Raw genomic sequence first — 13,388 nt, 5'->3', positions numbered from 1 at the left:
CATTCGGCACCGCGCGGGTTTGCTTTGTCCTCTATGACTAGAAGTTTGTTTCCGTTTCTGTTTTTGGCGCTGGTGGTACTGGGCGAGTGGTACGGCTTTCAGGCCGTGCGCGCCATGGTGCAGCACGCCGCTCCCGGCACGCGCCGCCTCACCACCGTGCTCTACTGGCTACTGACCGTGGCTATCTGGGCGCTGGGCATCTGGGCGATGAGCAGCCGGCGCGAGCATGCCTCGTTCAAATCGTACTTCGGCGGCGTGCTGCTGGCCATGCTGGCGGCCAAAATCGTCATCGTTATTCCGTTGCTGCTCGAAGACGTGGTGCGGCTGGGCCGCTGGGCGTTTCAGCTCGGTACCTCCCCGGCCGGCAGCGGCGGGCGGCCCATTTCGCGCTCCGAGTTCCTGAGCAAGGCGGCCCTGGTGGCCGGGGCCGTGCCGTTCGTGTCGCTGCTGTGGGGCATGGTGAAGGGCGGCACCGACTACACCGTGAAGCGCGTGGCGCTGCGCTTTCCCAACCTGCCGGCCGCGTTTCACGGCTTCAAGATTGTGCAGATTTCCGACCTGCACACCGGTTCGTTTCAGTCGAAAGAGCCCTTGCAGCGGGCCGTGGCGCTGATCAACCAGCAGCAGGCCGACCTCGTGTTCATGACCGGCGACTTGGTGAACAACTACGCCCACGAGGTAGAAGAGCACATCGACACGCTGGCCCAGATTCAGTCGAAGCTGCCCATCTTCTCCATCCTCGGTAACCACGACTACGCCGACTACGTGCAGTGGGACACGCCCGAAGAAAAAGCCGCCAACCTGCGCCGCCTGATGGATAACCACGCCAAAATTGGCTGGCGCCTGATGATGGACGAAAGCCACACGCTGGAGCGCAACGGCGAGAAAATGGCCATTCTGGGCGTGCAGAACTGGGGCGCCAAGGGCTTTGCCCAGCACGGCAACCTGGCCAAAGCCCACGCCGCTTCCGGCGACGCGCCGTTCAAGATTCTGCTCTCCCACGACCCTTCGCACTGGGACGCGCAGGTGCACCAGTACCCCGACATCGACCTCACGCTCTCGGGCCACACCCACGGCATGCAGTTCGGCGTGAACTTGCCCTTCATGAAGTGGAGCCCGGTGCAATACGTGTACAAGCAGTGGGCCGGCCTTTACCAGCGCGGCCGGCAGTACCTCTACGTCAATGCCGGGCTGGGCTTCATCGGCTACCCCGGCCGCGTGGGCTTCTTGCCGGAAATCACCGTTTTTGAGCTGCAAAAGGCCTAACTACGGCCTTTTACCCTATTCTGCGAAAGCCCCGATTGTCCAACAATCGGGGCTTTTTGCATCTGGCAAAACGAATACTCGACAGGGGCGTATAAGGCGGATACAAAACTTTCGGGTTTTGTTCAATTCGACTTTCACCCCTCCCCTCTCCTACTTCCCATGAAAAAGATGTTTCTGCTGTTGTCGTGTGCCGCGGCCATGACCATGGCTTCCTGTTCGCAGGATAAATCGACCGACACCGCTGCCGACGGCACCGTAACGACTACCACGACCACCACGACCACCGCCACCCCGGCCATGTACACCGAGGAGGCGTACAACCGCCGCGCCGACCGGATTGCGGCCGATATGGCGACTAAGATGAAGCTCGACGAGGCTACCCGCGCCAAAGTGCGCACGGCCTACTACAACCGCTCCAAGCGCTTGGGCGAGCTGCACAACCAGTACATGGAAGACACCACCGGCATGGCCGCCGCCATGCGCACGGTGTATGCCGATACCGATACGGAGATGAAAACCATCTTCACCGACCCCACGCAGTATTCGGCTTATGAGTCGAGCCGCACCGACTACTACGAGGACCGGTACATGGACGACACCGACATGGCCAGCGGCATGGGCGCCGACTCGATGAGCGGCACGTCGTCGGATATGAGTTCGTCGGACATGAGCGCCTCGGCCTCGTCGTCGGGTACCGACATGAGCGTGTCGAAAATGAAAGCCAAGGACGGCGACGGCAATAAGATCAAGGTGAAGTCGGATGGCGACATCAAGACCAAAGACGCCGCCGGCAACAAAGGCAAAGTAGACGCCGACGACGGCACCATGAAAGAGAAAACCGAAGCCGGCAAAACCAAAATGTAAGCCCTTGGGCAACACGGCTTCTTCATAAAAAAGCCTGCACCTTCGCAACGGTGCAGGCTTTTTTTGGCTCCTTCCCGCAGAGCGTGGCTACTTTGCGGCGCCGGCCCGTGTTGTGCTCGATGTTGCCTCCTATTCGCTTGACTGACTTGATTGCGCTTCGTTGCCGGCCGTGGCTGGTTGTATTGTGGGGCTTGTTGCTGGTGCTGAGCGGAGCGGCCAGCGCGCAGGTGCGCGTCACAGGGTCGGTGAGCGACAAAGCCACCAAGCAACCCATTCCCGGCGCCACCATCTGGAACATCAACACCCGCCGCGGCACCGTGGCCAACGCCGAAGGCGACTTTGCCGTAACCGTGGGCGCCCGCGACACGCTGGAGTTTCGGGCCGTGGGCTACGGCAGCTACCGCCTGCCGCTGGGCAACACCGGCCTCTCGCAAATCATTGTGCAGGTGAAGCTGGAGCGGGCCACCATTCAACTGGGCGAGGTGCGCGTGCGCGAAGGCCGCCCTGACGAGGCCACCATCAACCGGGCGCTGCGCAACATCAAGCGGCCCACCGCGCCGCCCAACGCCGTGAAGCGCCCGCCCAAGCCCCAGCCGCTCTTCCCCGTCGACTCTACCGCGCCCAAGGCGCCGGTGCCCACGCTGGCCAGCCCCATCAGCCTGCTCTACGACATGTTTTCGCGCGAAGGCGAGCAACGCCGTAAGCTGGAGGAAATAGAAACCAACAAACGGATAGAAGCCGAGCTGGCCAAGCGCCGTGCCTACAACCAGTTTTTCCGCGTAAACCAAGGCTACGAAGTGGAAGGCGACCTGACGCTGCCCATCACGGTGCCGCAGCAATTGCCGAAGCAGAAACTGCCGCAGCAGCCCGTGCAGCCGCCCGCCGGAAGCCTCGCGCCCAAACAATAGGTGACCGTAGCGGCTTAACGTGGTAGGCTCGGAACCGGCCCTTAGCAGTTGAGCAGCAAACTTCACCTGCGCCGGGCCGTAAGGCTAGGTTATGAGAATCGGTTATCCTTGCGTCAACGAGTCGCTCGACTGCTCCACGGCCAGCACCTTCCGACTGGCCTCCTACTCCGATGAGCGCGTGGAGCAGACCGTGGCCAAAAACCTGGCCTGCTTGCAGCGCATTCTGGAATACAACGTGCAGCACGAGCTGCGCTTTTTCCGCATGGGCTCGGGTATTGTGCCGTTTGGTTCGCACCCCATCAACACTTTTCCCTGGCAAACGCACTTCGCGGCCGAATTCCGGGCCATCGGCGACTACGTCAAGGCCCACGGCCTGCGCGTGTCGTTTCACCCCGACCAGTTTGTGGTGCTCAACTCGCCCGACGCCGGCATTGTGCAGCGCAGCATCGACGAGTTGGTGTACCAGGGCTCGATGCTCGATCTGATGGGCCTCGACTCGACGGCCAAGCTGCAGATTCACGCCGGCGGCCTCTACGGCGACCGGGAAGCCGCCCTCACCCGCTGGATTGCCACCTACAAAACGCTACCCGAGGCCGTGAAAGCCCGCTTGGTAGTCGAAAACGACGACCGGCTCTACAGCCTGCAGGATTGCCTGCGTCTGCACGATGCCGTGGGTGTGCCCGTACTCTTCGACAACTTCCACCACGAGTGCCTCAACAACGGCGAACCGATGCCCATGGCCCTGCGCCTGGCCGCCGCTACCTGGCACCCCACCCAGGATGGCCCGCTCATGATTGACTACAGCTCGCAGGCGCCCGGCGAACGAAAAGGCAAGCACGTGGCCACAATGGAAGAAGCCCTGTTTCGGCGCTTCCTCGAAGACCTGCGCGGCCTCGACGCCGATATTATGCTCGAAATCAAAGACAAGGAAGCCAGTGCCCACCGCGCCTGCCTGATATTGGAAGAAGTGGGCATGCTGGTGCGAGCCGCCCAGAATGCCCCGGCCGTTTCCTGATTTGTTTCCTTTTGCGCTCCACCCCTATGCAACACCCCTCCCCTACCGACACCGCCTCGGCCGATCTGCTGGCCAAAACCATTCACGCCCTGCAAGGCGGCCTGACGTCCATTCCGCTCAGCGACGCGATGGAAACCACCGAAATCTGGCAGCAGCAATTCCTGCAAAGCGGCCAGCCGGAGCTGCAAAACATTGCCCGCGAGTTTGGCAACCTGCAGGAACTGCTCAGCAGCGGCATACTCGACGGCCCCATCATTGGCCGTTCGCTCAGCATGCTGGGTGCCCAAACCAGTGAGCTGATGCGCACCGCCCCCGAAGAGCGAAAAATGGGCCTCAACCAGCTCAGCACGCTTCTGCTACGCATTGGCGGCGAACTGGAAGCCGACAACAACGGCCGGAAATAGCGTTTCGGCCCAACGCAGCAAGGCCCAGCTACCACGTGGTAGCCGGGCCTTGCTGCGTTGGAGCTTTGCCGGAATCAGGCGTTGTCGAGCTGCTTACGAAGCTCCTGCACTTGCCGCTCCAGTTCCAGGGTGCGGAACGTTACTTTCAGCTCCAGGTCGGCGTAGGCTTGCTCGAGGCGCTCCTGCAGCTGTTTCTGGTGTTCAATATCGGTGCAGGTGCCAAACCACTTCACAATCTGGCCTTCGGCGTTGCGCAGCGGCAGGGCCTGGCCCAGGAACCAGCGGTAGGTGCCTTGCTTGGACAGGAATCGGTACTCGATTTCGTAGAATTCGCCGGTTTGCAGGGAGTGCGTCCAGCGGATGCGGGCCCGCTCCCGGTCGTCGGGGTGCAGCAGGTTGTTCCACATTTCGGTGCCCTGGCTGTCGGCCACGGTGTAGCCGGTGTAGTCGATCCAGCGCTGGTTGAAGTAGTCGTGGAAGCCTTCGGGGTCGGTGGTCCACACCAGCTGCGGAATCATTTCGGCCAAGAAGCTGAACCGCTCTTCGGCCTTTTTGTGCTGGGTGAGGTCCTGGCTGGCGGTGGCCAGCGTCACCTGCCCCGTCACGGGGTCGTCGAGGCGAAACACGTGGTAGCGCACCGGCACCGACTGCCCGGTGTCGAAACGGCGCATGGGCAGCTCGCCCGTCCATGTGCCCTGCTGCATCACGGCGGGCAGCACCTGTTGCTGAATGGCGGGCAGGGCCTCGGGCATGAAAAACTCGCCGATGGTGGTTTGCCGAATTTGCTCTTCGCCCGCCAGCCCGACCAGATCGGCCGCGGCAGGGTTCAGGTACAGCACTTTTCCATCGGCAGTGGCCAGCCCCACAAAGTCGCTCGACTGCTCGACGATGGCCGCCAGGCGTACGGCTTCCAGCTCGCGGGTTTTGGCCGTTGTAATGTCGCTCACGGTACCCACAAACCGCACGGCCTGGGTACGCTCGGCATCGAAAAACGCTTTGCCGGTGGCCCGCACCCAGCGCAACTGCTGGTCTTGCAGGCCCACGGTGCGGTACTCGATGTCGTAGGCCCCCGAACCGGTCGGGTCCAGCGCCTGGCGCACCACCTCATCGGTACGGGCGCGGTCGTCGGGGTGCAGGCCTTGCAGAAACAGCTCGTAGTCGACCTCGGCGGTGGCGGGCAAGCCAAACAATTCCTTGCAGCGCTCCGACCACAGCAGTTGGCCGGTAAGGGGATTCAAATCCCAGGTGCCGATGCCGGCCGCTTCTACTGCGGTTTGCAGGAGCTCGTATCTTAAAATGTCTTCGGGGTTCAACATCGTAAGGCGACAGAAATTAGGGGCGGGTGAGCTGCACTTCCATACCCGACAGAAAATACAAGCTGAGCTGGCTGATCAGCCCGTCGGCCGAGCGGCGCAGCCGCGTGATGAGGGCGCGGGTTTCTTCCTCGGGCAGCTGCAGCTCCAGATACGGCCGGCTGAGCAGGGCATCGCGCTGCACCGACCACTGACCGTGCTCCTGGCTGGCGCCGGTTTGCACGTGCAGTGCCCCGGGCTCCAACCGCAACGACGTGGCTTGGGCCAGGTGGCTGCTGGGGTCGGTCTGGTTCAGCACGCGGTCGGCTACGCGCCACTCGCCCGTCAGGTAATCATCCGGCAACTGCTGTAGGTTGATATCGAGCAGAAAAGCGTCGGACATAAAGGCTAAAGTGGGCCGGAGAAATGGGAGGGCCGCCGCAAAATTAGAAGCAGATCGGCACAAATGCAGTTGGTACACTACCAAGTGCCATACATAACTGTCGAGCTACAAGTTCGGCACGGCATTATCCGGATATATACTTATTGATAATCAAGCAAAAAACTTTTCACGGGATAATACTGAGGCGCCCCTTTTGTTTCCGAAAGCCCGTTTCGGGCCTGCCACCATACAAAACCGCCCCGCACCGAAAAGGTGCGGGGCGGTTTTGAGGTCTTGCAAAGCGACCCGGCTAACTACGCCGGACTTACATGCGCGAACCCGACGTGGTAGAAGTACGGGTGCGGGTGTTTTTCGATTTGGTGCGGGTGCCTTTGTCGGAGCTGTTCATTTTGCCTTTGCCGCGCACAGTACCGTTGGTGGTTGAGCCGCTGCCCATCGAGCCGCTGCTGGTGGTAGTACCGGTACCGGTGCCCGAGGTGCTGGTGCCACTGGTGCTACCCATCGTGCCCGAGCCGCTGGTAGTGCCCATAGAGCCCGAGGTGGAGCCGGAGCCGGCAGTCGTCCCGTATGTAGTTGAGCCGCTGGTAGTGCCCGAGGTGGTGCTCATTGTGGTCGAGCCGCTGGTAGTACCGCTGGTGGTGCCGTAGGTAGTCGAGCCCGAGGTGGTACCCGATGTTGTGGTGCCGGAAGTGGTGGTGCCGCTCGTAGTGCCACTCGTGGTACCGGAAGTAGTTTGGGCGTGGGCGGCAAAGCCCGCGCATAGCAAGGCGAGGAGGACAAGGTGCTTTTTCATGGGTTTGGTTGTGGTTTGTGGAATGAGAACCAGTATGGCTGTAATGCACGAAGCTCCTGGTTGTACGCGCCGCGCCGGGGCATTTGTTATAGCCGAGCTATGCCACGCGCGCGTTTTCCGCCTGCTACCACCGCCTCCCAAGTCCGGACTCTATTGGCCTGATGCGGTCCTTTCCCCACCCACGGCTGCTATTCAGCCGGCAGCCGATGCCCGAAATGCTCTTGCAGAATAAGGTCGATTTTTTCACGGGTCAGCGGCTTGTTCAGAAAGCCGGCAATATTCAGCCGCTGAATACGCTCCACATCGAGGGGATGCAACGACGTGGTGAGCATAACGATGACAATGGCTTCGCGGCGGGCCAGCGGCAGGTTTGCAAAGGCCTCCAGAAACGCGAATCCGTCCATTACGGGCATTTTCACGTCGAGCAACACCAGCATCGGGCAATCGGCGCTGGCGCCTTGGCACTGCACTTCCAGCAGGTCCAGGGCCTCCTGACCGTTGAGCGCCACCAGCAGCTTTTCGGCAATGTTGAGGCGCGTGAGCAGCAGCTGGTTGAGGTAGTTGGTGGTCGAGTCGTCGTCGACGAGCAGGACGCAGGATAGCTTGTGCATGGGGAAAAACTTACTCCCAGGGGCAAGTGCGGCCTTGTCTGGGGTGGCGTACCCACTACGAACTACCGCCGAAAAAAGACGGAAAACGTCGTTCCCTCGCCCAGCACGCTCTGCACCTCAATGCGGCCGCCGGCGTTTTCCACGATTTTCTTCACCATATATAGGCCAATGCCCGAGCCCTCGACGTGGGCATGGAAGCGCTGAAACATGGCAAACAGCTTGTGCTCGTGCTGCACGTCGAGCCCCAGGCCGTTGTCCTGCACTTCCAGCACCAGGTACTCGTCGGCTTCGTGGCAGCGCAGCTGCACATGGGGCACGCGCTCGGGGTGGCGGTATTTGAGCGCGTTGCTGAGCAAGTTGTACACCACCGACCGCATGTTCTTCTCGGCAAACGACAGCGCCGGGCACGTAGCCACGTTCACATCCAGCCGAGCCTCGGTTTCGGCAATCAGCGGCTCCAGGTCCAGCAGCACTTCCTCCACCACCGTCTTCAGCTCGATGATGGACGCGGGCTGGTCGTTTTCCTTCTGCAGCTTGGTCACCTCCGTCAGGTGCTCGATGGTGCGCTTGAAACGCTCCACCGAGCCCTGCATCATATCGATGATGGGCTGCACCTCGCCCGAGCGGCCAGCCGGCGGCAACTCCACCAGCAAAGCCTGCAAGAGCCCTTCGATGTTGCTGATGGGCGCTTTCAGGTCGTGCGAAGCGGTGTAGATGAAGTTGTCGAGGTCGACGTTGGCGCGCGTCAGCTGCTGGTTGTTGTCCTGCAGTTGGCGCTGGGCCTGGTCGATGCGGGCCAGGGCCAGCTTGTGTTCGTGAATGTCGGTGTTAGTGCCCACCCACTGCACAATTTCGCCCTGCTCGTTGCGGGAGGGCAGGCCGCGGCCCAGCATCCAGCGGTAGTCGCCGGCGTGGTTCCGAAATCGGTATTCAATATCGAAGGCTTGCCCGCTACGCCGGCACTTTTTCCAGCGCAAGCTCACAGCAGCCCGGTCGTCGGGGTGCAGGTGCTCCTGCCACTGCTCGTGGAGGGGCACCTCGCTGGTGCTGCCGGTGTAGTCGAACCAGCGGCGGTTGAGGTAGGTGAGGCGGCCTGAGGGGCTGGCCGTCCAGGCAATCTGGGGAATGCCTTCCAGCACGCGTGTGGCTTCGGCGGCGGCTTGCTCCATCATTTGCCGGGCCGACTCCTGCGCGCGCAACTCCTCGTTTTTGCGGGTAATCAGCACGTTTTGCTCGTCCACCAGGGCCTGAATGTGGCGGATTTCGCGCTGCGCCGACAAGTTGGTAACAATGACGGCCAGCACCGGCGTTTCGTGGAAAGCCAGCACGTTCATCGACAGCGAAAACGGCAGCAACGTGCCGGCCTTGGTGCGCAGCGGCATTTCGCCCTTGCTTTTGCCCTTCCAGCCGTTGCCCATCAGGGTGGCCCAGTACCGCCGGAAGCCCTTGGGCACAAAATCCTGGAAATTGCCGCCGATGATATCCTGCAGCGCCACGCCCAGCAACCCCGCCAGCGCCGCGTTGCAATACAGCAGCGTGCCGTCGGGGCCCAGCAGCAGCGCGCCCTCGTTCATCTGCTCGATGAGGGTGCGGTAGCCCTGGTCGGCGCCTTCGAGCGTAAAAATGCGCGGTCCTTCGGGCCCCTGCACGGCCAGCGCGTCTACGGCGCCGGTCCGAATGGCATGAATCAACTCTTCGGCTTCCTGCAGGCGCAGGCGCAGCTCGTCGTTTTCGCGCGCCAGCTCGTCGGCGCTGTCAGCAGCAGCCTGGCTCACGTTAGCGGGAAGTAGTGGCCTCGGGCGGCAGGCCCAGCGCGGCCAGCACCCGCTGGCGGTCCGACAAGTCGCCTACCAACCGGCGTACCAGCCCCGGGCTTCTTTTGATGAGTACGGGCATACCAATGAGGTCTTCGTCCTGGGCTTTCTCGGGCTGCTGGTAAATGTCCACAATCAGCAGCTCGTAGCGTCCCGGCAGGTACTGCTCGCAGATGTCTTTGATGTTGCGCACGGCCCGGGTAGAGTTGGGCGTAACGCCGGTAATGTAGAGGTGAAGCACGTATTCGGGCGGTTTGCCCGGGCTTTCTTCGGCCTCCATGCTAGCGGTGGTCGGGGCTCTCGACGGTGCGGATGTCGAGGCCCACCAATACCTTTTCCTGGTTCGACAGGTCGCCGATGATTTTGCGAATGGGCTTGGGCACTTTGCGCACCAGCGTGGGAATGGCCAGCACCTGGTCGCCCTCGGCCAAGTGCGGGTGCTGCAGCAAGTCAATCACCTCCAGCTGGTACCGGCCTTTCAGGTACCGCTCGCAGTATCGTTTCAGGTTGGCCAGCGCCGTCACCGACTTCGCGGTTTGGCCGGCTACATACAAGCGCAACTCCCAGGTTTCCTCATCCATGGCAAGGGGGGCGTCTGCCGCCGCTACGTTGTTCATCTCGGTACTACGCGTGGTTGCCGTCGCCGGCCGGGTTGGGGTTCTTTTCGGTGGGGAAAGCGCGGGCTACCTGCTGCCGCCCCAGGGCCAGCGCCTGTTCGCGCGTCAGCTCTTCGTCGTTGATCTTGCGCAGCTCGTCTTCCACCGACTCAAATTCGGTGCGCAGGTTGGCAATGGTGGCTTCCAGCACGCGGCGTTTGCGCTCCAGCTCCCGGTCGCGGCGGTCCAGCTCTTGCTGATGCGCGGCGGCCAGGGCCTGCTCTTGTATTTGCTGCGTCAGGCGGCTGGCGCCGGTTACAATGCCCGACGGCCCAATTACTACGTCGAGCAGACGGATGCCCTGTTCGGTGACGAGAAACTCGCGCACCTGGTTGGAATGCGCCATGCCGCGGGACTTCAGAATGCTCAGGCCGCGGTTTCGCTCGCCCACGCCTTCCAGGTCGCGCACGCTTATCCAGGTATCGACGAGCGACGAAACGCCTTCCTCGGTCATTTCCTGCTGAATGTTGCGCCCGCTGACCAACGATGTGAACAGCGCCGTGATGCCGTTCACTTTCAGGTAATCGATGAGGCGGGTGAGCATGCTGCGCACCTCGGCAATGTTGCCCACCGACACCAAGTTGCTGATGGGGTCGATAACCACGGCTTCGGGCTTGAGCTGCTTGACCAGCCGGTGAATGGTGACCAAGTGCCGCTCCAGGCCATTGAGCGTGGGCCGGGCCGCCTCAATGTGCAGCAGCCCACTGTCGACGCAGGGCTGCAGGTCCATGCCCACCGAGCGCATGTTGCGCACCAGCTGCTGCGGCGACTCCTCAAAGGCAAAAAACAAACAGCGCTTGTTCTGGCGGCACATTTCGTGGGCGAAGGCGGTGGCCAGCGTGGTTTTGGCCGTGCCGGCCGTGCCCGTAATCAGGATGCTGCTGCCCACGTACCAGCCGCGGCGGCCAAACATGTCGTCGAGGGCCGGAATACCCGACGAAACCACCTCGTCGGACACGTCGTGCCGGAGCTGCAACGACGTAACGGGTAGCACCGAAATGCCCTCCTCGCTGATCAGGTACGGGTATTCGTTGGTGCCGTGGGTGCTGCCGCGGTACTTCACAATGCGCAGGCGGCGGGTGGTAATCTGGTCGATGACGCGGTTGTCGAGCAAAATCACGCAATCCGACACGTACTCTTCCAGTCCCTGCCGGGTGAGCGAGCCTTCGCCGCGCTCGGCCGTGATGATGGTCGTGACGCCTTTGTCTTTGAGCCAACGGAACAGGCGCCGGATTTCGGAGCGCAGCACGCCTTCGTTCGGGAAGCCCGAAAACAGCGCTTCGATGGTGTCGAGTACCACGCGCTTGGCCCCAATGGAGTCGATGGCGTGGCCGAGGCGGATAAACAGGCCTTCGAGGTCGTATTCGCCGGTTTCCTCGATTTCGGAGCGGTCGACGTGCACGTGGTCGAGCTTGAGCAGCTTTTGCGCCTGCAGGGCGGGCAGGTCGAAGCCCAGCGAAGCCACGTTGGCGGCCAGCTCGTCGGCGGTTTCCTCGAAGGTCATCAGCACGCCCGGCTCGTGGAATTCCTGGATGCCACGCACCAGAAATTCGATGGCCAGAAGGGTTTTGCCGCAGCCGGCGCTGCCGCACACCAGCGTGGGGCGGCCCAGCGGGAAGCCGCCTTCGGTAATTTCATCCAAGCCCTCGATGCCGGTGGGGGCTTTGGGGAGTTGCGGCAACCCGGGAATAAAAGACGTCATGCAGATAGGCGTCGAGTAGGAAATTTTCGGAAGGTACAGCCAAACGAAGAAACTCCTTGCGGCCCCGCACGCAACCACCCCGGCCCGGCCCGGCAGCGGCCGGGGCAACAAATCGACTTAAGTTCTCGGAGAGAAGCTTTCCCAGCGGTGAAAGAGGTGAGCGGGCAGCACGGGGGAGGGAAAGTTGCCGAGGCACACTCCGGCTCGAGATGCAGCGGCGGGACCTGCAGCAACTGACAGCCGGGTGCTCCTCCGTAGTGGTACGGAGGAGCTGCTCCGGGATGGTGTGGAGGGCAAAATGCCCGGCGCTACGGATTGCGTGCAGGAGGCCGCACAAGCCAATTTTACCCCTGCAAAAGTCAATACAGACTTCTGAATACAAGCTCACTGTCACGTGGTTGGCGGCGGGCTGCTTTTCGGCTTTTCCCATGGCAAAGAATGCTTTTCTCCGCTGGGCGGCGGGTAGTGTGGTGGCTTTACTGGTGCTGACCGCCACGGCTGCTCAGGCCCAGGACCCGGGCTCGGGCGGCCCCCAACCCGGCACCCCCACGGCGGTGCCCCTCGACGGCGGCGCCGCGCTGCTGCTGGCATCGGGCGCGGCTTATGGCCTCAAGCGCCTGCGCCGCCGCTAGCTCTCCTTCCCTGCTACAACAACTCACTCTTTTTTTCCGCCAACCATGAAAAAGCTGTACGCTTCTTTGCTGACCGGCCTGCTACTGGCCGCCGCCACGCTGGCCGCCCAGGCCCAGACCATTCGCCGCGTAAACAACTCCGGCATTACGGGCACCAACATCTACGCCACCGTTCAGCTGGCCCACGACGCGGCCGTGACGGGCGACATTATTCAGGTGGAGCCTTCCAGCACCAGCTACGGCACGTTGAGCTGCAGCAAGAACGTAACCATCGTGGGCCCGGGCTACTTCCTGGGTTCCAGCCAGAATCCCGGCCTGCAGGCCAACCCCACCTCGGCCACGCTGGGCAGCGTGTACTTCACCACCGGCAGCGCGGGCGCGTCCATTTCGGGCCTCACGCTGAGCGACGTGTACATCGGCACCAGCAACATCACTGTGCAGCGCAACTACACCACCAGCTGGCTGTACGTGGGCTACGCCACCACCGGCCAGAGCAACCTGAACATCCGGCAGAATTACCTGTACGGCATGAGCTACTACAACTACACCGCCAACAACGTGTTGGTGACCAACAACATCATCTACGGCAACTCGGTGAACCTGCAGGGCTGCAGCGGCGAATTCACCAACAACGTAGGGCTGGGCACCGTGTCGCTCGACAACTTCAACGTGCGCAACAACTACTTCGCCAACACTTTCACGCCCAGCAACAACATCTACTCCTACAACATCAGCGCGCAGGCGGGCTTCAGCACGGCCAACAACAACCAGAACAACGTGCCCCAGGCCTCGGTCTTTGCTCTGGCGCCCGGCAGCACGCAGTTTGATGCCTGGTACCAGCTGAAAGCCGGCACCAACCCGGCCCGCGGCACCGGCCAGGGCGGCACCGACATCGGCGCTTTCGGCGGCAACACGCCCTACAAGCTCTCGGGCCTGCCGGCCATTCCGAGCATCTACCAGTTCAACCAGACGCTGAGCGGCAACACACTGAACGTGAACCTGAGCACCCGCTCGAACAACTAACCGGC

Annotated in this window: 15 protein-coding genes; 7 read left to right on the top strand and 8 right to left on the bottom strand. The window is 62.1% G+C overall.

Features of this window, described 5'->3' with window-relative positions:
• The first annotated feature begins 33 nt into the window (after positions 1-33).
• The 5 genes from F0P96_RS11485 to F0P96_RS11465 all read left to right on the top strand — a co-directional run bounded on the left by F0P96_RS11485 (position 34) and on the right by F0P96_RS11465 (position 4,457).
• Complete coding sequence (locus F0P96_RS11485; protein ID WP_151079031.1) at positions 34-1,266, top strand: metallophosphoesterase; 1,233 nt, start codon at positions 34-36, stop codon at positions 1,264-1,266.
• A 159-nt stretch (positions 1,267-1,425) separates the two neighbouring features.
• Entirely contained in the window at positions 1,426-2,130 is a 705-nt protein-coding gene (locus tag F0P96_RS11480; protein ID WP_151079030.1) for a hypothetical protein, read from the top strand.
• A 137-nt stretch (positions 2,131-2,267) separates the two neighbouring features.
• Positions 2,268-3,038, top strand: a complete 771-nt coding sequence (locus F0P96_RS11475) for a carboxypeptidase-like regulatory domain-containing protein (protein ID WP_167291202.1) — start codon at positions 2,268-2,270, stop codon at positions 3,036-3,038.
• Between the two features lie 91 nt (positions 3,039-3,129).
• Positions 3,130-4,053, top strand: a complete 924-nt coding sequence (gene uvsE / locus F0P96_RS11470) for a UV DNA damage repair endonuclease UvsE (protein ID WP_151079028.1) — start codon at positions 3,130-3,132, stop codon at positions 4,051-4,053.
• Between the two features lie 26 nt (positions 4,054-4,079).
• Positions 4,080-4,457: a hypothetical protein gene (locus F0P96_RS11465; RefSeq protein ID WP_151079027.1), complete on the top strand. Its 378-nt coding sequence runs from the start codon at positions 4,080-4,082 to the stop codon at positions 4,455-4,457.
• Between the two features lie 74 nt (positions 4,458-4,531).
• Here the strand turns inward: F0P96_RS11465 and F0P96_RS11460 are convergent, their stop codons facing one another.
• From F0P96_RS11460 to kaiC, 8 genes are all read right to left on the bottom strand, one after another.
• Entirely contained in the window at positions 4,532-5,773 is a 1,242-nt protein-coding gene (locus tag F0P96_RS11460; RefSeq protein WP_151079025.1) for a PAS domain-containing protein, read from the bottom strand.
• A gap of 16 nt (positions 5,774-5,789) precedes the next feature.
• The gene (locus F0P96_RS11455) at positions 5,790-6,152 is read right to left on the bottom strand and encodes a hypothetical protein (RefSeq protein ID WP_151079024.1); all 363 of its coding nucleotides are present in this window, start codon (positions 6,150-6,152) and stop codon (positions 5,790-5,792) included.
• A 304-nt stretch (positions 6,153-6,456) separates the two neighbouring features.
• Entirely contained in the window at positions 6,457-6,945 is a 489-nt protein-coding gene (locus F0P96_RS21155; protein WP_151079023.1) for a hypothetical protein, read from the bottom strand.
• A 188-nt stretch (positions 6,946-7,133) separates the two neighbouring features.
• Entirely contained in the window at positions 7,134-7,556 is a 423-nt protein-coding gene (locus F0P96_RS11445) for a response regulator (protein ID WP_151079022.1), read from the bottom strand.
• 62 nt (positions 7,557-7,618) lie between these two features.
• On the bottom strand, positions 7,619-9,331 hold the full coding sequence (locus F0P96_RS11440; protein WP_151079021.1) for an ATP-binding protein: 1,713 nt from the start codon (positions 9,329-9,331) through the stop codon (positions 7,619-7,621).
• Position 9,332: 1 nt separating this feature from the next.
• The gene (locus F0P96_RS11435) at positions 9,333-9,650 is read right to left on the bottom strand and encodes a circadian clock KaiB family protein (protein ID WP_151079020.1); all 318 of its coding nucleotides are present in this window, start codon (positions 9,648-9,650) and stop codon (positions 9,333-9,335) included.
• A 1-nt stretch (position 9,651) separates the two neighbouring features.
• Positions 9,652-9,951, bottom strand: coding sequence for a circadian clock KaiB family protein (locus F0P96_RS11430; RefSeq protein ID WP_201743905.1), 300 nt, complete (start codon positions 9,949-9,951; stop codon positions 9,652-9,654).
• A 43-nt stretch (positions 9,952-9,994) separates the two neighbouring features.
• Positions 9,995-11,728 (bottom strand): circadian clock protein KaiC, encoded by a 1,734-nt coding sequence (kaiC, locus tag F0P96_RS11425; RefSeq protein ID WP_151079018.1) that lies wholly within the window; start codon positions 11,726-11,728, stop codon positions 9,995-9,997.
• Positions 11,729-12,156: 428 nt separating this feature from the next.
• On the opposite strand from kaiC, the gene F0P96_RS11420 reads away from it, so the two are divergent.
• Both F0P96_RS11420 and F0P96_RS11415 read left to right on the top strand, forming a co-directional pair.
• Positions 12,157-12,360 (top strand): PID-CTERM protein-sorting domain-containing protein, encoded by a 204-nt coding sequence (locus F0P96_RS11420; protein ID WP_151079017.1) that lies wholly within the window; start codon positions 12,157-12,159, stop codon positions 12,358-12,360.
• Positions 12,361-12,405: 45 nt separating this feature from the next.
• On the top strand, positions 12,406-13,383 hold the full coding sequence (locus tag F0P96_RS11415; RefSeq protein WP_151079016.1) for a hypothetical protein: 978 nt from the start codon (positions 12,406-12,408) through the stop codon (positions 13,381-13,383).
• The last annotated feature ends 5 nt before the right edge of the window (positions 13,384-13,388 follow it).

Origin of the sequence: Hymenobacter busanensis, from assembly GCF_008727865.1 — a bacterium.
Classification (GTDB): Bacteria; Bacteroidota; Bacteroidia; order Cytophagales; family Hymenobacteraceae; genus Solirubrum; species Solirubrum busanense.
Note: the sequence above shows the minus strand (reverse complement) of the source record. Positions and strands in the feature narration are given on the sequence as shown.